Raw genomic sequence first — 17,530 nt, 5'->3', positions numbered from 1 at the left:
CGGCTCCGGTGGTCCGGAGCCGCGTACGGGTGGTGGCGGGGGAGCGTCAGGCGGTCGGCAGGCCGGTGATGAGGGCGGCGGGGACGCTGACGACGTCGGAGAAGCTGAGCTTGCCGGGGCCGAACTCGTCGGCGGTCATGGCCCGCTTCTTGCCGGCGTTGACCTGCCAGACGGTGGCGTTGCCCTGGGCGAGGAGCATGGTGCCGTCTGCGGGGGCGGTCTTGGCGACGGCGGTGCCGAGCCAGGTGCCGGGGATGACCTCCAGGGGGCGCTTGTCGTAGCCGAGGCCGGTGAAGTCGGACCAGGTGAGCGGGACGGCCTTGCCGCCGGCCATCACGTAGACGGTGGGGTCGTCGGCCTTCTTCACGACGGTGCCGTTGACCAGCTGCTTCGCGGCCGCGGCGGCCAGCCAGCTCGTCGGGACGCCCATCTCGGGGCGCTGGTTGTAGCCGTTCGCGGTCCACTCGGCGCCGGAGATCGGCACGGCGGTGCCGTTGACCATCACGTAGCGGGCGGGGCCGCCGGACTGGTCCATGACGACGGTGCCGTTGGCCGGGGCCTTCGCGGCGGCGGCCTGCAGCCAGGCGGTCGGGACGCCCATGTCGGGGAGGGTGTTGTAGCCGTTGGCGGTCCAGTCGCCGGCGCCGATGTGCAGGGCCGCCCCCGCGATGATCACGTAGCGGCTCGGGCCGCCGGCCTGGTCGTGGACGACCGTGCCGGCGGGCGGGGCGGAGGGCAGGGCGTTGAACGCCGAGTCCTCGATCAGCACGATCTTGCCGAGGTCGTAGTGGTCGGGCGTGACGTCGGAACCGGCGACCGGGACGCCTGCGCCCTTGATCATGACCTTCACGGCGGGGCCGTTCGGGGACTTCACGAGGGTGCCGTCGGCGAGCGAGGACGGGCTCGGGTAGGTGGGGCCCGACGGGTACGGGTCGGCGTGGTCGTAGGCCAGTCCGGCGGCCGAGCCGCAGCTGCCCCAGGCGCCCGCGCCCTGGCCGGCGAGGATCTTCTCGGCGGTGAGGATCTGCTGCTGCTTGGTGGCCTGGTGCGGGTAGGCGGCGTACTGCTTGCCGCCGTAGGCGTCCCAGGTGCTCTTCAGTATCTGGAGGCCGCCGTAGTAGCCGTTGCCGGTGTTGATGCTCCAGTTGTCGGTGCTCTCGCAGTGGGCGACCTTGTCCCAGGTGGCGACCGAGGCGGCCGAAGCCGCGGTGCTGGTGGCGAGCGGGGCGGCGAGGGCGAGGAGGGCGGTGGCGGTGGCGAGCAGTACGGACTTCTTGCGGGCGGCGGAGCTCATGACGGTGTCCTCGGGATGTCTGTGGCGGCGGCGGGGCGGCGAGGGCCCCGGCCGCCCGGCCGGCGGGGGCCGGGCGGCTCGGGGTGGTGCTCGGGAGGGTGGTGCTCAGGCGGTGCCGAGGGACCGTCAGACGGCCGGCGGGGTGGTCGGCGTGACCGTCGGCAGGGCGGTGACGAGCGCGGCGGGGACGCTGACGACGTCGTCAAAGCTGAGCTTGCCGGGGCCGAACTCGTCGGCGGTCATGGCCCGCTTCTTGCCGCCGGTGACCTGCCAGACGGTGGCGTCGCCCTGGGCGAGGAGCATCGTGCCGTCGGCGGGGACCGCCTTGGCGACGGCCGTGCCCAGCCAGGTGCCGGGGATGACCTCCAGCGGGCGCTTGTCGTAGCCGAGGCCGGTGAAGTCGGACCAGGTGAGCGGGACGGCCTTGCCGCCGGCCATCACGTAGATGGTGGGGTCGTCGGCCTTCTTGACGACGGTGCCGTTGGCCAGCTGCTTGTTGACTGCCTTGCCGAGCCAGGTGCTGGGGACGCCCATCTCGGGCCGCTGGTTGTAGCCGTTGGCCGTCCACTCGGTGCCGGAGATGTGCACGGCGGTGCCGTTGACCATCACGTAGCGGGCGGGGCCGCCGTTCTGGTCCATGACCACGGTGCCGTTGGCCGGGGCCTTGGCGACGGCGGCCTTCAGCCACTCGCCGGGGACGCCCATGAGGGTCATCTCGTTGTACTTGCCGGCCGTCCACTCGGGCTCGGTGATGTGCAGGGCGCCGCCCTCCACCATCACGTAGCGGGCCGGGTCCTTGCCGGTCTGGTCCATGACGACCAGGCCCGTGGTCATCTGGCGCTGCGTGGCGGTCTTCAGCCAGGCCGTCGGGACGCCCATGTCCGGGCGCTGGTTGTAGCCGGCGGCCGTCCAGTCCTCGGCGCCGATCTTCAGGGCGGCACCGTCGACGATCACGTACCGCTCGGCGCCGCCGGCCTGGTCGTGGACCACTGTGCCGGACGGCGGGGCGCTCGCCAGCGAGCGGAACGCCGACTCGTCGATCAGCACGATCTTGCTGAGGTCGTACTTGTCCGGGGCGACGTCGGAGCCGGCCACGGGCACGCCGGCGCCCTTGATCATGACCTTCACGGCCGGGTCGTTGGGCGACTTGACGAGGGTGCCGTCCGCCAGCGAGGCGGGGTTCGGGTAGGAGGGCGCGTTCGAGCCGGCCGGGGAGATGTAGCCGCTGATCCGCTGGCCCCACGGCGAGGAGCCCACCTGCCAGTTGGTGGTGCTGTTGGTGCTCACGTGGCCGGGGAAGCCGCCCTGGTTGCCGCCCGTGATGGTGACGGTGTTGCCGGAGATCCCGGTGACGATGGCGACGTGGTCGTCCGAGTAGCCGCCGCCGTGGTTGTAGACGACCGCGTCGCCGACGTGCGGGGTGTTGGAGAGGGTGCCGTACTTGACGCCGTAGTCGTAGAAGCTGTCCGCCAGGTCGTTCAGGGTCGACAGGCCGGTGACCCCGTTGCGGGCCCAGACCCAGCCGGCGAAGTCGGCGCACCAGGCGTGGGTTCTCTGGCCGTTGTAGCAGCTGCTGTTCTGGTTCGGTCCGCCGACGTAACCGCCGTGGGCGCAGGCCCCGTTGCCGTTCTCGGCGCGGGCCGTCGCGGCGATGCCGTCGGTGAGCGCCGAGGCGCTGGCCGGCGACACGAAGACCATGGTGGCGGCGGTCGCGGCGAGGGCCGAGGCGGAGGCGACGCGGACGGCGGTGGCCTTGAGGTTCTTGGGCATGGCTGAGCTCCTGTGGGCGTGGAGAGGCGTGTGGTGGTGCCGCGTGCGTGTGCCGCGGGCGGGCCTGGTCGAGGCCGGAAGGGGTGGGGCGCGCACCGTGGTGCCGGTGGGACGGCTGCCCTGCAGGAACAGCGGTCGGTGGACCGGGTGGCCGGTGGGCCGGAGAAGGTGGTGCGGTGGGTCAGTTGGGGATCAGGGGGCCCATCAAGTAGTGGCGGGCCGCGCCGGTCCCGAGGACGGCGGTGAGCAGGGCGCGGGCCTTCTCGTGGGCCTGTGCGTCGTTCTCGGCCCGGACGAACAGGGCCACGCTCATCCCCTCGGGGAGGGGGCGCACCCGTACGTGTTCGAGGGCGTGCTGCGGGCCGGCGTGGGCCCAGAGGGCGTCCTGGAGGAGGCTCGCCCCGCTTTCCGTACCCGGTGCCCCGGTGTGGCTGATGAGGGGCAGTCGGACGAGGAGCATGCCGTTCAGTCCCACCCGATGCAGCGGTCCGCGGTGTTGCGGATCGCGAGCGTGCGGAGCGCGGTGAGCTGAGTGGTTCTGGACATGGCGGTGCCCCCTGGCCTGCGACTGGTTCCGGTGGATCCGGAAGGCGTTCCCGCTGCCTTTCCGGTGATCACCATCCTGCTGGGCCGCCGGGAGCCGGGGAAGGTTTTCGCACCGGCACCAAGGGGCCTGACACCTTGGTGTCAGGCCCCGCCGGAGTCCGGCTCGGGTTCAGCTGTAGCGCTCGCGCAGCCGGTACTTCAGCACCTTGCGCAGGGCGTCGTTGCGGGGCAGCGCGTCGACCAGTTCCAGCTGTTCGGGGAGCTTGTGCGGGGAGAGCCCCTGGGAGCGCAGGTACGCGGTGACCTGGGGCAGGGTGAGGGGGGCGGTGCCGGGCGGCTGCTCGACGACGGCGCAGACGCGTTCGCCGCGCTCCTCGTCGGGCAGGCCGATGACGGCGGCGTCGGCGACGCCGGGGAGCTGGTGGAGGAGGTCCTCGACCTCCTTCGCCGAGATGTTCTCGCCCTTGCGGATGATCACGTCCTTGCTGCGTCCGGTGAGGACCAGGTGGCCGGAGGGGGTGAGGTGGCCGAGGTCGCCGGTGATCAGGTAGCCGTCGGCGTCGAAGGTCTCCTCGCCGGTGTCCGGCCGGTTCAGGTAGCCCTGGCAGACGGCCTCGCCGCGCAGCCGGACCTCGCCGTCGGTGCCGGCGGGCAGGGGTGTGCCGTCGGGGGTGGTGATGCGGATGGACATGCCCTGCGGGGGGCGGCCCTCGGTGGTGGCGAGGTTCTCCGGGGTGTCGTCCGGGGAGCCCATGGTGATCATCGGTACCTCGGTCATGCCGTAGCCGTGGGTGAGCTGGCAGCCCAGTTCGCGGACCACGGCGTGGTAGATCTCCGGGGGTTTGGGGGCGCCGCCGCCCGCGAGCAGCCGCAGGCTCGGGAGGAGCTTCACCGAGGGGTCCTTGCGCTGTTCGGCGAGGAACATGGAGTAGAAGGCGGTGGAGCCGCCGGCGACGGTGACGCGGTGGCGGCGGTAGCCCGCGAGCGCGTCCGGCATCGCGAACTTCTCGAAGAGGACGGCGGGGAAGCCGTACAGCAGCAGCATCACCGTGTAGTCGGGGCCGGCTATGTGCGCGTAGGGGAAGGCCATCGAGCCGACGTCGGCCGGGGTCAGGTGCAGGGCGTGGGCCAGGCAGGAGCCGCCGGCGATGAGGGAGCGGTCGGTGTGCAGGACGCCCTTGGGGTCGGAGGTGGTGCCGGAGGTCCAGTAGATCCAGCGGACGGAGGTGCCGTCGGCGGGCGGCGGGGGCAGTACGGCCGGGTCGCCGTCGGGGAGGTTCGCGTACGCCTCGAAGACGCCGCGGGCGCCGAGCCGGTGGGCCATGGCGGTGTGGTCGAAGCCGCGCCAGAAGCCGGGTACGGCGAAGAACTCGGCCTTGGACTCGCGCAGCGCGAAGCCGACCTCGCGGTCGCGGTAGAAGGGGATCACGGGGGACTGGACGGCGCCGAGCCGGGCGAGGGCGGCGGACAGCAGCACGGTCTCGATGCGGGTCGGGAGCTGCCAGGCGACGACGGTGCCGGGGCGTACGCCCATGCCGTACAGGCCCGCGGCGACGCGTTCGGCGCGGTCGCGCAGGGCGCCGAAGGTGAGGGTGCGGTCGGCCGCTCCCTCGGCGGGGGGCTGCTCGGCGGCCTCGATGAGGACCGTGGCGGCGGGGGTGAGGGCGGCGCGGCGGGCGATCAGCTCCCACAGGGTCGCGGACCGGCCGAGGGCGGTGGCGGTGGCCGTGTCCTCGTCCGCCGTGTCCTTGTCCGCCGCGGCCGCTTCCGTCGCCGTCTGCGCCGCCGCTTCTGCCGCCGTCTGCGCCGCCGTTTCCGTGGTCGTCATCGCGGACCTCCCCTGGGCTTGCCGGCCGGGCGCCAGCTGACGGTTAGTCAGATCAAGGGCAGAGCGTAGGGCTCGTGCGCTTGTCGGTCCAGGGGTGGCGGGGCTAGCTTGTTTCTGACGATGCATCAGATTGGGGAGAAGGAGCGCGCGCCCATGGCACTGGAACTGCCTCGGATCATCAGCGTCGACGACCACGTGATCGAGCCCGCCCACCTCTTCGACGTGTGGCTGCCCGCGAAGTACCGCGACCGCGGCCCCAAGGCCCTCACCGCCGGGATCGGGGAGCTGGAGTACACCGGCGGCAAGTACGTGATCTCCATGGACCCCGACGGCCCGCCCACCGACTGGTGGATCTACGAGGACCTGAAGTTCCCGTACAAGCGCAACATCGCCGCCGTCGGCTTCGACCGCGACGACATGACCCTGGAGGGCATCACCCGCGAGGAGATGCGCCGCGGCTGCTGGGACCCCAAGGCGCGGCTCCTCGACATGGACCTCAACCACGTCGAGGCCTCCCTGTGCTTCCCGACCTTCCCGCGCTTCTGCGGGCAGACCTTCGCCGAGGCCAAGGACAAGGAAGTGGCGCTGGCCTGCGTGCGCGCCTACAACGACTGGATGGTCGAGGAGTGGTGCGGCGACAGCGGCGGCCGGCTGATCCCGCTGTGCATCATCCCGCTCTGGGACATCGGCCTCGCCGTCGCCGAGATCCGCCGCAACGCCGCCCGCGGGGTCCGGGCCGTCACCTTCTCCGAAATCCCCACCCACCTGGGGCTGCCGTCCATCCACTCCGGGTACTGGGACCCCTTCTTCGCCGTCTGCCAGGAGACCGGCACCGTCGTCAACATGCACATCGGGTCCTCCTCCCAGATGCCCGCCGCCTCCCCCGACGCGCCGCCCGCCGTCCAGGCCTCGCTGAGCTTCAACAACGCCATGGCCTCGATGATGGACTTCCTCTTCAGCGGGGTGCTGGTCAAGTTCCCGGCGCTGAAGCTCGCCTACAGCGAGGGCCAGATGGGCTGGATCCCGTACGCCCTGGAGCGCGCCGACGACGTCTGGCAGGAGCACCGCGCCTGGGGCGGGGTCCGCGACCTCATCCCCGAGCCGCCGTCCACGTACTACTACCGGCAGATCTTCTGCTGCTTCTTCCGCGACAAGCACGGCATCGCCTCGCTGGACGTCGTCGGCCGCGACAACGCCACCTTCGAGACCGACTACCCGCACGTCGACTCGACCTTCCCGCACACCAAGGAGGTCGCCCTCGACCACGTGAAGGGCCTCGACGAGGAGACGGTCCACAAGCTCATGCGCGGCAACGCCATCCGCATGCTCGGCCTGGACCTCGTCTGATGGACCTGGCCTACTCGGAGGAGGAGCAGGACTTCCGCGCCCGGCTGCGCGAATGGCTCGCCAAGGCGCTGCCCGAGCTGCCCGCCAAGCCCTCACCCGACGACTGGCCCGGCCGGCGCGCCTACGACCTCGGCTGGCAGCGGCGGCTGTACGACGCCGGCTACGCGGGCCTGCACTGGCCCGTCGACGCCGGCGGGCGCGGCGCCACCCCGACCCAGCACCTGATCTTCCTGGAGGAGACCGAACGCGCGGGCGCCCCGTACGTCGGCGCGAACTTCGTCGGCCTGCTGCACGCGGGCCCGACCATCGCCGCCGAGGGCACCCCCGAGCAGCGGGCGCGCTGGCTGCCGCCCGTACTGCGCGGGGACGAGGTGTGGTGCCAGGGCTTCAGCGAGCCCGGCGCCGGCTCCGACCTGGCCTCCCTGCGCACCCGGGCGGTGCGCGACGGGGACGCCTACGTGGTCACCGGCTCCAAGATCTGGACCTCGCACGCCGAGGTCGCCGACTGGTGCGAGCTGCTGGTGCGCACCGACCCGGCGGCGCCCAAGCACCGGGGGATCACCTGGCTGGCGATGCCGATGGACGCGCCCGGCGTCACGGTCCGGCCGCTGCGCACGCTCGCGGGGTCGGCCGAGTTCGCGGAGGTCTTCCTGGACGAGGTCCGGATGCCGGTGGCGAACCGGGTCGGCGCCGAGAACGACGGCTGGCGGGTCACCATGGTGACCCTGTCCTTCGAACGCGGCACCGCCTTCGTCGGCGAGGTCGTCGCCTGCCGGCGGACGCTGGGCGCGCTGGCCCGGGCCGCGAAGGAGAACGGCCGCTGGGACGACCCGGTACTGCGCCGGCGGCTGGGCCGGCTGTACGGGGAGTTCGGGGCCCTGTGGCGGCTGACGCAGTGGAACGTCAGCGAGTCGCAGGGCTCGGGCGGAGTCCCCGGCACGGGCGGCAGCGTGTTCAAGCTGGCGTACTCGCACGCGCGGCAGGAGCTGTACGAGGCGGCCGCGGAGGTCCTGGGCGCGGAATCCCTGTCACTGGAGCGGGAGTGGACGGCCGAGCGGCTCTCCTCGCTGTCCTACACCATCGCGGCGGGCACCTCGCAGATCCAGCACAACATCGTGGCCGAGCGGATCCTCGGCCTCCCGAAGGGACGGTGAGCGGTCGTGGACTTCCGGCTGACGCAGGACCAGCGGGACGTGCGGGCGGGCATCCGGGACCTCCTCGCGGGGCGGTACGGGCGCGAGGCGCTGCGCTCCGACGTGGAGCGGGGGGCGGGGGTGGACCGGGGGCTCTGGCGGGAGCTGGGGGAGGCGGGCTTCTTCGCCCTGCGGCTGCCGGAGTCCGAGGGCGGGGTGGGGCTCGGCCTGCCGGAGGCGGTGCTCGTCTTCGAGGAGGCCGGGCGGGTGCTGCTGCCCGGGCCGCTGGTGGCCACCCACCTGGCAGCCGGAGTGGTCCCGGGGGCGGACTCGGGCTCGGCGGTGGTGACGGCCTTCGACCTGGACGGGCCGCTCGTGGCCCACCTGGGCGGGGCGGACGCCGTGCTGGGGATGCCGGAGGTGCCGGCCGGGGTGCCGGTGCGCTCGGCGGACCCGCTGACCCCGCTGTGGCGGGCCTCCGGTGAACCGGTTCCTGCCGGATACCGGGACACCGGGGCGCTGCTGACGGCGGCGCTCCAGGTCGGGAGCGCGCTGCGGACGGTGGAGCTGGCGGTGCGGTACGCGGGGGAGCGCGAGCAGTTCGGGCAGCCCATCGGGGGCTTCCAGGCCGTCAAGCACCTGTGCTCGCGGATGCTGGTGCGGGCCGAGGTGGCCCGTACCGCGGTCTACGCGGCGGCCGTCACCGCCGACCCGGCCGAGATCGCCGCCGCCAAGCTGCTCGCGGACGGGGCGGCGGTGCGGGGGGCCCGGGACTGCCTCCAGGTGCACGGCGGGATGGGCTTCACGTGGGAGGCGGACGTCCACCTGCACCTGAAGCGGGCCTGGGTGCGGGCACAGCAGTGGCGCACGGCGGAGCGGGCGGAGGAGCTGCTCGCGGACGCGCTGCTGGCGGAGGCGCTGCCGGCGGAGGCGGGGGCGGGGTAGCGCGGTGTTACGGGAGGCCGCGGGAGGGCACGGCGGGGACGGCGCGGGACGCATGTCCGATTACAGAGAGTTGATATCGGTTTGTGTCCTTCGCCCGCCTCGATGCGGCCCGGAGGCGGGGGCGTGCCGCGATACGCTCCCACGATGCGAGCGGTTGAGCGGCGTGAGCGTCGCACAGTATGCACCACGCCTACTCCTTCGCGCTGGAATATGCCCGAAGCGCTTGTTGTGGTGACTGTATGTCAACCATGCTGCTCGGCACGGGGATCACAGTCGGTGATCCCATCCTGTCGCGAGGCGAAGTGTCCGCCGGTTCGGATGGTGTGAGCGGTGCAGGTGCTTCAGGTACAGCTTGAGGTAGGACCCGACCCCGCCGAGGTCGGCCGGGCGCGCCGGTGGGCGCGGTCCCGGCTGGCGGGCTCGGGGATGGGGGACGACGAACCGCTCGCCGAGACGCTGATCCTGCTGATCTCCGAGCTGGTCACGAACGCGGTCGTGCACACCGGCTGTCCGGCCGTACTGCGGATGCTGTTCGGGGAGCCGGGGGTGCGGGTCGAGGTGACCGACGCCAGCGACCGCGCCCCGGCCAGGCGCCAGGCCGGCGGGGAGGACACCGGCGGGCGCGGCCTGGAGCTGGTGGACGGCCTCGCGGACCGCTGGGGCTGGCAGCGCGAGGGCGCCGGCAAGCGCATCTGGTGCGAGGTCGACCGCGCGGCGGGCGGCGTGGCGGAGGCTCCAGAGCAGGCTCCGAAAAATTGTGGGCTTATGCGGGAACCGCGCGTGTACCTCTAACGAGGTGTTGACGGTTCGTCACCTGTTGATCACCCTGGTGGTGAGCGATTCGTCGCGAGGGGACGCCAAGGGTCCTGTGCCTTGACGAGTGCGGGTCGTGGGGTGGCGGCTGCCGTGCCGCGCTCGGGGCGTGCACGACCGCACGCCGCCACCCGCAGGTTCCACCGCGGCTGCCGCTGTCACTGCCGCTGTCACTGCGGCTGCGTAGTCTCGGCCGCATGGCCGACCTCCACGCACTCGAACTCGCCCTGACCCTCGCCCCCTCCACCCCGGAGCCGGTCCTCGCGCTGATCCGCGAGCACATGGAGCCGTACGACTGGGACGCCGAGGACGCCGACGCCGAGTACACGGAGGAGGGCGAGTACATCCACCCGCCCCTCAAGGTCCTGGCGTACCACGGCCCGGCGCACCGCGTGGGCGGCGAGTGCACCGCGGACCTCACCCGCACCCCGGCCGGCTGGACCCTCACGGCCCGCCAGGAGATCCACACCGAGACCCTCCCGGACGTGGAACAGTTCCTGGAAGCCCTGACCCCCCACCTCACCACCCCCGGGGCCCCGCTGGGCACCCTCCGCTTCTACGAGAACACCGACCCGGAGCCGATCACGCCGGACGCGTCGGGGGCGGTCCGGCTGTCGTAGCCGCGGGGCGGGAGCGCCGCCGGTCAGGTCGGGAACTCGCCGGCCCATGCGCGTTCCAGCAGGTACTTCGGCAGGTACTCCGAGCGGACTTCGACGGGGAAGCCCGCGTCGTAGGCGAAGCAGGCCATGGCCAGCGGGGCGAGCGCGACGAGACCGCTTGCCTGAAGCGCCCGGTCCTCGTCGCTCCAGTAGTTCTTGTGCCAACGGAGCGCCTCGTTCAGTGCCCGGTTGAAGTTGTCGTGGTCCTCGCGCACGAGGCGGTGGAACAGCTCCATCGGCGGATAGAGGATCTTCGCCGTCACCTCGTGGTCGGCGATGGCGACGACCGACGGGTCGGTCCCGTCGACTGCGGCGACCAGCTTGCCGACCAGATCGGAGCCGCCGAGCCAGTAGGTCTGCAGGGTGTCCACCCATGCGTAGACGTACTCGTCGTAAGTGGCTTCGGCCTCGCGGAGGAGAGAGACGGGGACCTGGCACAGGGCCGTCAGCCGCGCCTTCTCCCGGCAGACGACCGCCAGGTAGAAGGCCGCCAGCCAGGCTCCCGCGTCGGCTTGACGGTCAGCGCCCGTCGTGGTGGCCGCGGCGAACAGCGCGGAGCCGGTCTGCATGGCGGTGACCCACGCCTCCCAGGTGGCGAGCTCGCCGGCCTCGGGGTCCAAGAGGCAGTGCGACTTCGCCAGGGTGAGCGTCAGCCGCAGGGCGTCCCCCAGCTCGGTGGGGGGCTCCTCCAGGCCGCCGAGCAGCCGACCCGCACTTCTGGTCAGTACCGCAAGACCCTCGGCGGCATGTTCCGTGGGGAACGAGTGCCGGGTAACGGTCGCAGTCACCTCATGACTCATCGAACCTGTCTACCGGCGAGCTGCTGCGATCACAAACTCGACGCACACGGGAGGCCGGGGCGGAGGGGAAAGGCGTGCGGCGGGTTTCGCTCCGGGGGCAGATCGGCGGGAAGTCGGGGGTGGGAGGCCGGAATTGGGGGGTGGGGTTGGTAGGAGCGTACATAAAGGGCAAGGGGGCGTTGTTTTGGGGTCCGGGGGGTGCTTACGGTGGCGGCGCATTCTCAGCGGGCCGTCGTCGGTACGCCTCCGGCGGCGGTCCGTGATCCTTTGATTCGGCCACAAGCCATGGATTGGGAGAGGGGGTACGGCGATGAAGATGCTTTTTGCCATCCGTAACGCTGTTTCCGGTCAGAAGAGCCTCAAGAAGAGCGCCTGGTACTTCTGGTACTAGACCGGCACAGCCGCCCCGGCCGCCCGGCGGCCGGGGCGGCGCCGAGGCGCCGACCGTCGGCTGGACGGAAACAACCGATACAACGGATACATCGGAGTTCCGCATGTCCATCGCCTCCCCTCCGGCCGCGCGGACCACGCAGTTCGCGCCCCGGCTGGACGCCCTGCTGCGCGAGCACACCGGCAAGGACGCCTTCCGGCTGGAGCCCGACACCATGGGCGTCGCAGGCCACGAGCTGGCCGACCGGATCCTCGCCGCGCGCCGCGCCACCGAGACCGAACGCCCCACCTTCAAGCCCCTGCACGGCCGATCCATCGAGCGCAACGAGGCCGCGGCCGTCATGCGCGTCATCGGGAAGGACGTACGGGAGGCCCTGGAACGGCCGTTGGTGCGGAGCGTCGATCTCGCCGGGAGCTGGCCCCTCACCGGGCATCTGTTCTTACGCGATCTCATTCTCGGGAACGACCCGCGCCGGCTGCGCATTCTCATGAGCCGGAATCTCGAACTGACCCCGAAACTCACCTGGTCGGTGATCGCCGCCGGTGCCGCAATTCCCCGGTGGGGGAGGTCCGGTGAGGCGGGCAGTGGAATTGCGCGGCTGTTCGCCGAGGCCGGGAGTTATCACGACCGGCGTTACGCGATGGGGATCTACCGGAGGGCCGCCGCGCCCGTCTGCTTCACCGTCTCCACCCTCGTCGCCAACGCCCTCTGGCTCGGCTCCCCCTTCGACGAGAGCACCCCGAACCGCAACGTCCTCCACGAGGCTGCCCGGCTGCTGCCGCCCTCCTGGAACATCCTGCGCTACGCCTCCCCCGAGTACCGGGCCATCGACGCGCGCATCGGCGACCTGGACGACGTACTCGTCCTGCCCCTGCTGTCCCACCGGGACCCCGCACTGTGGGAGGACCCCGACGCCTTCCGGCCCGAACGGTGGGACCACCTCGACCCCGACACCGCCCCCGGCTACCTCCCCTTCGGGCACTCCTCCGAGCGCTGCTGGGGCCGGCACATGGTGATGCCGCTCGCCGAGCTGCTGCTGGACCTCGTCCGGGGCGCCGGGCTGGAGGTCGACCCCGCGCAGCGCAGCGCGAAGGTGCCGCTGGTCGGGCTGCTCGGGGTGGAGGACGTACGCCTGGTCAAGGGGGCGGCGGTGCGGCGTGGGCGTTGAGGAGGTGCCGGTGTCCTTCTTCGACGACCCGCACCCCGACTGCCGGCGCTGGCGGGAGCTGGCGGGCGGTGCGCACCGGGTGCGGATCCTCGGGGAGGCGCCGCTGGAGGGGTGGGTGGTCACCGGGCACGCCGACTGCCGGGCCGCGCTCGCCGACCCCCGGCTCAGCAAGAACGCCGCGACCGAGGTCTTCGACCGCCGCGACGGCTCCGAGGAGGGCCCGGGTCCCGGGCGGGCGCTGACCGCGCACATGCTCAACTCCGACCCGCCCGCCCACACCCGGCTGCGCCGCCTGGTCCAGCAGGCGTTCACGGCACGGCGGGTGGCCGCCCTGCGGCCGGTGATCGAGGGGCACGTGAGGAGGCTGCTGGACGAGATGGAGGGACGCGGTCCGGCAGTCGACCTGGTGCGGGACTTCGCCGTGCCGCTGCCGCTCGCGGTGGTCTTCGACCTGCTGGGCGCGAGCGAGGGCGCCGACGGCATCCTCAAGGCCTGGGCCGCCACCCTCAGCGGTGAGGAGGGAGACGGGGAGGTCTCCGTCGACACCGCCGAGGCGCTGGTCGGGCACATCCGCGCACTCATCGACCACAAGCGCGCGCACCCCGGCGACGACCTGCTGACCGCGCTCATCACGGCCCGCGACGAAGGCGACCGGCTCAGCGAGCAGGAGATCACCTCCATGGGGTTCCTGCTGGTGGCGGCCGGCCACCAGACCACCGCCAACCTCATCTCCAACGGCGTCCACGCCCTCCTCACCCACCCCCGCGAACTGGCCGCGCTGCGCGCCGACCCGGCCGCCCGGACGGGCCCGTTCATCGAGGAGGTGCTGCGCCACGAGAGCCCGTTCTCCATCGCCACCATGCGCTACACCACGCAGCCCGTGACCATCGGCGGCACCACCGTCCCCGCCGGGGAGTTCGTGCAGATCTCCATGCTGTCGGCCAACCGGGACCCCGCCGTCTTCGCCGACCCCGACCGCTTCGACTCCTCCCGCCCCACCGCCGGCCACCTCGCCTTCGGGCACGGCATCCACCACTGCCTCGGAGCACCCCTGGCCCGGCTGCAGGCCGAGATCGCCTTCGGGGCGCTCCTCGCCCGCTACCCGGCGCTGCGCCCGGCCGCGCCCGGCGCCCGCCCGCTGTGGTGGCGCAACCCGCGCCACCGGGGACTGCGCACCCTGCCGGTGCTGCTGCGCTGAGTCAGGGCCGGGGGCCCCAGGGTGCGATTACGCGTACGTCGCCTCCGCGCGCCCGGATCCAGTCCTCCAGGGCGGTCCCGGCGAGGGCGGTGCGGGCGCCGTCCGCCGCGACGTGTTCCGCCGGGCCGAAGACCGTGCCGGTCAGGCCCGCCACGCGGGTGGTGTCGTCCAGCACCACCTTGAAGCCGTTCTCCCGCAGCACCGCGCCGCTGAGGTCGGCCCCGCGCAGGTCGGTGTGGTGGAGTTCCGCCCCCAGGATGCGGGCGCCGCGCAGGCTCGCGCCGCGCGCGTCGGCCCCGTACAGCTCGGCGCGTACGAGGTCCGCCCCGTCGAGGACGGTGCCGCGCAGGTCGGCTCCGTCGAGGTCGGCCCGTACGAAGCAGGCGCCGGTGGCGTCGGCGCCGGACAGGTCGGCCCGCTGTAGCCAGGTGCGGTAGAAGTCGGCGCCGACCAGGCGGGTGCCGGCCAGCTTGGTGTCGATGAACAGGGACGAGGAGAAGTCGGCCCCGGTCAGGTCGGCGCCGCTGAGGTCGAGGCCGGTCATGTCGGTCCCGCCGGGCTTGCCCTCGGCGCCCTCCTCGACCCACTTCCACAGCCAGCCGGCCGCCTCCGGGTCGGCGGGCAGCAGCACCCGCCACGGCAGTACGGCGGGCCGCCGCAGCCGGTACCAGGGCGCGGCCGCCGGGTCGGAGCCGAGCTCGTGGCCGGCGTCGTCGACGGTGACGGCCCGGAAGCGGGCGTCGAGGGCTTCGAGGCGGGGATCACCCTCCAGGTCGCTGCCGCGCAGCGCGTCCCGGGCGTCGAGGTCCTCCGCGTACATGTCGGGCCCGTACCAGCGCAGGGGCGGCCATCCCCCGGCTTCCATGCGGCTGATGAGGTCAGTCCAGGCCCAGAGGCGGGGGTCGGTGCCGCGGGGGGCGAAGGGCACGGACCGGACGGCCTCGGGGAGCCCGCGTACGGCGGCGTCGGGGAAGGCGGCGACGCCGGCCTGGGTGATGGTGACGCGGAGGGCGGGGGCGTCCTCGCCGTCCAGGTCCTCGATGGCGGCGATGGTGGATCCGCCGCCGGGGGTGAGTACGTGGTGGATCCACGGTTGGGTGGCGTGCTCGATCAGTACGGCCGTGCCCAGGCCCCGGGCCAGGGCCCGCGCGACGGTCTCGTCGGAGGGCGGGTCCGGGACGTCCGGGCCGGCGTAGAGGAGGAGCTGGCAGGAGATGTCCCCGGGCTCGAACCAGGTGATCCCGCACTGGACCGGGGTGTCCCACTGCCAGCCGTCGGTCTCTCCCTCGAGCCCGACCTCGACGGCCCCCTCGCCGAGGGCGAAGACGGCGTCGAGTATCGGGCCGAGGGCGGCCGGGTCGGGCTTCGCGGCGACGAGGAATCCGTAGTCGCGGCCGGCCATCAGACGGCTCCGTGGTGGGCGGCGTACCGGGCTTCGATGCCCGCGACGACCAGGCGCAGGCCTTCCTCGAAGCCCTGGTCGTAGTCCTGGAAGAGGTCGGCTCCGGCTTCGGCGGACAGCGGGAAGGCAGCGAGGCGCTCGGCGCGTTCGGCGACGTCGTAGCCCTCGCGGCGTTCGCCGGGGAGCGGCTCGACGCCCTGCTCCTCGGTGACGAAGCCGAGGGTGAAGAAGTATGCGGTGGTGGTGGCGCGGACGGCCTGGGGGAGCGTGAACCCGGCGCCGGTGAGGGCGGTCAGGTGCTCCTCCATCTGGGCGGCGTGCTCGGTGCCGGTGAAGCGGGAGCCGCTGAAGACCTTGGCGCCGTCGCGGTAGCGGAGCAGGGCGGCGCGCAGGGCGCGGTTGGCGGCGAGGAGGCGGTCCTGCCAGGAGAGGTCCGCGGGGAGCGCCGCTTCGGCGGTCATGCGGCGGTACATCTCCGTCGCCATCTCGTCGAGGAGCTCCTGTTTGTTCTTGAAGTGCCAGTACAGGGCGGGCGCCTGGACGTCCAGCTCCTTGGCGATGGCGCGCAGGCTGAGGCCGTCGAGGCCGAGGTCGTTCAGCAGGCGGAGGGAGGTCTCGACGGCCTGCTTCTTGTCCAGCTTGGGAGATCTGCGGGTAGCCACGCTTGACAGCTTAACAGTGTTAAGTGCACTCTCGTGGAGCCAGCTACTTAACACTGTTAAGGAGAAGTGGGATGAACACGGACGCAATGAACACGGACGTACTGATCGTCGGCGCGGGCCCGGCCGGACTCGCCCTCGCCGTGGACCTCGCCCGGCGCGGGGTGCGGGCCATGCTCGTGGAACGCTCCGCCGGCCTCTTCCCCGGATCGCGCGGCAAGGGCATCCAGCCGCGCACGCTGGAGGTTTTCGACGACCTCGGCGTGTACGACGCGGTCCGCGCGGCGGGAGGCCCCTACCCGGTCGGGATGATCTGGCAGGACGGGAAGCGGGTCGGCGAGCACGCCATCCTCGACCCCGACGAGACCGGCACGGCCGACGAGGCCACCCCCTACGCCGAGCCCTGGATGGTCCCCCAGTGGCGCACCCAGGAGATCCTCCTCGCCCGCCTTGCCGAACTGGGCGGAGAGGTCGCCTTCGGCCGGGAGCTGGCCGGCATCACGCAGGACGCGGACGGGGTGACGGCCGAGTTCGCCTCGGGCCCCGCGGTCCGGGCGCGGTACGCGGTCGCCGCCGACGGCGGGCGCTCCACGGTGCGGCGCGCACTCGGCATCGGGATGACGGGGGAGACCGTCGACCCGACCCCGATGCTGGTGGCCGACGTACGCATCACCGGCCTCGACCGCGATCACTGGCACGTCTTCCCGCCGGCCGACGGCGAGGGCGGCTTCCTCGCGGTCTGCCCGCTGGCCGGCACGGAGGACTTCCAGGTGACGGCGGCGCTCCCGCAGTCGGACGGGGCCGTGGACCTCTCGGCCGCTGCCGTCCGCACCCTGATCGCGGCCCGCTCGCACATCGCCCCGGCCGACGTCACCGAAGTCCGCTGGGCGTCGGACTTCCGGCCGCGCGCGGCGATGGCCGACCGGTTCCGGGAGGGGCGGATCTTCCTCGTCGGCGACGCGGCGCACGTCCACTCGCCGGCGGGCGGGCAGGGGCTCAACACCAGCGTGCAGGACGCGTACAACCTGGGCTGGAAGCTGGCCGCGGTCCTGCGCGGGACGGCCCCCTCCGCCCTCCTCGACACGTACGAGGAGGAACGCCTGCCGGTCGCCGCCGAGATGCTGGGCCTGTCGACCCGCATCCACCGCGGCGAGGCCCGCCGCGGCGCGGCCACCCGCCAGCTCGGCCTGGGCTACCGGGACTCCTCCCTGGCGGCGGAAACCCGCCCCGCCCTCCCGGCGGACGCCCTCCGCGCCGGCGACCGCGCCCCGGACGGCACCCGCGGCGGCACCCGCCTCTTCGACGCCTTCCGCGGCCCGCACTGGACCCTCCTGACGGTCGGCACCGCCCCGGAGGCCGCCCTCCCGGGGGCCCGCACGGTCCGCATCCCGGCGTACGGGGCGTACGGCGACGGCGTGTTCCTCATCCGCCCGGACGGCTACGTGGCCTGGGCGGGCGCCGCTGCTTCGGCGGACCTGCGGGCGTACGCCGCGCGGGTCGGGGTCTCACTCCAGGGCGAGTAGCGCCGGCGTTTCGCAGTCATCGACCTCGGCGGTGACTTCTGCCCCGGCGCCGCG

At 72.8% G+C, this 17,530-nt stretch carries 16 protein-coding genes; 9 read left to right on the top strand and 7 right to left on the bottom strand.

The features are described 5' to 3' along the window. Window positions 1-46: 46 nt before the first annotated feature. The 4 genes from AC07A6_RS23355 to AC07A6_RS23340 all read right to left on the bottom strand — a co-directional run bounded on the left by AC07A6_RS23355 (window position 47) and on the right by AC07A6_RS23340 (window position 5,438). Entirely contained in the window at window positions 47-1,294 is a 1,248-nt protein-coding gene (locus AC07A6_RS23355) for a transglycosylase family protein (RefSeq protein WP_478778374.1), read from the bottom strand. Between the two features lie 126 nt (window positions 1,295-1,420). Beyond that, on the bottom strand, window positions 1,421-3,064 hold the full coding sequence (locus AC07A6_RS23350; RefSeq protein WP_478778373.1) for a CHAP domain-containing protein: 1,644 nt from the start codon (window positions 3,062-3,064) through the stop codon (window positions 1,421-1,423). A gap of 181 nt (window positions 3,065-3,245) precedes the next feature. Further along, window positions 3,246-3,524, bottom strand: coding sequence for a hypothetical protein (locus tag AC07A6_RS23345; protein ID WP_478778372.1), 279 nt, complete (start codon window positions 3,522-3,524; stop codon window positions 3,246-3,248). A 255-nt stretch (window positions 3,525-3,779) separates the two neighbouring features. Next, a complete protein-coding gene (locus AC07A6_RS23340; protein ID WP_478778371.1) occupies window positions 3,780-5,438 on the bottom strand; it encodes a class I adenylate-forming enzyme family protein in 1,659 nt (552 codons plus the stop codon). A gap of 153 nt (window positions 5,439-5,591) precedes the next feature. Here AC07A6_RS23340 and AC07A6_RS23335 point away from each other — a divergent pair, with 153 nt between their 5' ends. The 5 genes from AC07A6_RS23335 (at window position 5,592) to AC07A6_RS23315 (ending at window position 10,296) form a co-directional block, all read left to right on the top strand. Continuing rightward, entirely contained in the window at window positions 5,592-6,785 is a 1,194-nt protein-coding gene (locus AC07A6_RS23335) for an amidohydrolase family protein (protein WP_362467645.1), read from the top strand. After that, entirely contained in the window at window positions 6,785-7,939 is a 1,155-nt protein-coding gene (locus AC07A6_RS23330) for an acyl-CoA dehydrogenase family protein (RefSeq protein ID WP_478778370.1), read from the top strand. The genes AC07A6_RS23335 and AC07A6_RS23330 overlap by 1 nt, the downstream gene beginning before the upstream one ends. Window positions 7,940-7,945: 6 nt before the next feature. Continuing rightward, on the top strand, window positions 7,946-8,863 hold the full coding sequence (locus tag AC07A6_RS23325) for an acyl-CoA dehydrogenase family protein (protein WP_478778369.1): 918 nt from the start codon (window positions 7,946-7,948) through the stop codon (window positions 8,861-8,863). A gap of 330 nt (window positions 8,864-9,193) precedes the next feature. After that, window positions 9,194-9,655: an ATP-binding protein gene (locus AC07A6_RS23320; RefSeq protein WP_362467639.1), complete on the top strand. Its 462-nt coding sequence runs from the start codon at window positions 9,194-9,196 to the stop codon at window positions 9,653-9,655. Between the two features lie 218 nt (window positions 9,656-9,873). Beyond that, window positions 9,874-10,296 (top strand): hypothetical protein, encoded by a 423-nt coding sequence (locus tag AC07A6_RS23315; protein WP_478778368.1) that lies wholly within the window; start codon window positions 9,874-9,876, stop codon window positions 10,294-10,296. A gap of 23 nt (window positions 10,297-10,319) precedes the next feature. Here AC07A6_RS23315 and AC07A6_RS23310 read toward each other — a convergent pair whose 3' ends face one another. Continuing rightward, window positions 10,320-11,123: an immunity 49 family protein gene (locus tag AC07A6_RS23310; RefSeq protein ID WP_478778367.1), complete on the bottom strand. Its 804-nt coding sequence runs from the start codon at window positions 11,121-11,123 to the stop codon at window positions 10,320-10,322. A gap of 322 nt (window positions 11,124-11,445) precedes the next feature. Between AC07A6_RS23310 and AC07A6_RS23305 the strand changes: the two genes are divergently transcribed. The 3 genes from AC07A6_RS23305 (at window position 11,446) to AC07A6_RS23295 (ending at window position 13,892) form a co-directional block, all read left to right on the top strand. Then, a complete protein-coding gene (locus tag AC07A6_RS23305) occupies window positions 11,446-11,526 on the top strand; it encodes a tryptorubin family RiPP precursor (RefSeq protein ID WP_221265269.1) in 81 nt (26 codons plus the stop codon). A 103-nt stretch (window positions 11,527-11,629) separates the two neighbouring features. Then, window positions 11,630-12,694 carry a cytochrome P450 gene (locus tag AC07A6_RS23300; protein WP_478778366.1) on the top strand — a complete coding sequence of 355 codons (1,065 nt, stop codon included), beginning with the start codon at window positions 11,630-11,632 and terminating at the stop codon, window positions 12,692-12,694. A gap of 10 nt (window positions 12,695-12,704) precedes the next feature. Continuing rightward, complete coding sequence (locus AC07A6_RS23295; protein ID WP_478778365.1) at window positions 12,705-13,892, top strand: cytochrome P450 family protein; 1,188 nt, start codon at window positions 12,705-12,707, stop codon at window positions 13,890-13,892. A 1-nt stretch (window position 13,893) separates the two neighbouring features. On the opposite strand, the gene AC07A6_RS23290 is transcribed toward AC07A6_RS23295, so the two are convergent. Then, window positions 13,894-15,294, bottom strand: a complete 1,401-nt coding sequence (locus AC07A6_RS23290) for a pentapeptide repeat-containing protein (protein WP_478778364.1) — start codon at window positions 15,292-15,294, stop codon at window positions 13,894-13,896. After that, window positions 15,294-15,956, bottom strand: coding sequence for a TetR/AcrR family transcriptional regulator C-terminal domain-containing protein (locus AC07A6_RS23285; RefSeq protein ID WP_478778363.1), 663 nt, complete (start codon window positions 15,954-15,956; stop codon window positions 15,294-15,296). The genes AC07A6_RS23290 and AC07A6_RS23285 overlap by 1 nt, the downstream gene beginning before the upstream one ends. 86 nt (window positions 15,957-16,042) lie before the next feature. Here AC07A6_RS23285 and AC07A6_RS23280 point away from each other — a divergent pair, with 86 nt between their 5' ends. Continuing rightward, a complete protein-coding gene (locus AC07A6_RS23280; protein ID WP_478778399.1) occupies window positions 16,043-17,476 on the top strand; it encodes an FAD-dependent monooxygenase in 1,434 nt (477 codons plus the stop codon). Window positions 17,477-17,530: the final 54 nt, after the last annotated feature.

This window comes from Streptomyces sp. NPDC044002, from assembly GCF_056434525.1.
This window is presented reverse-complemented; position numbering and strand designations above follow the sequence as displayed.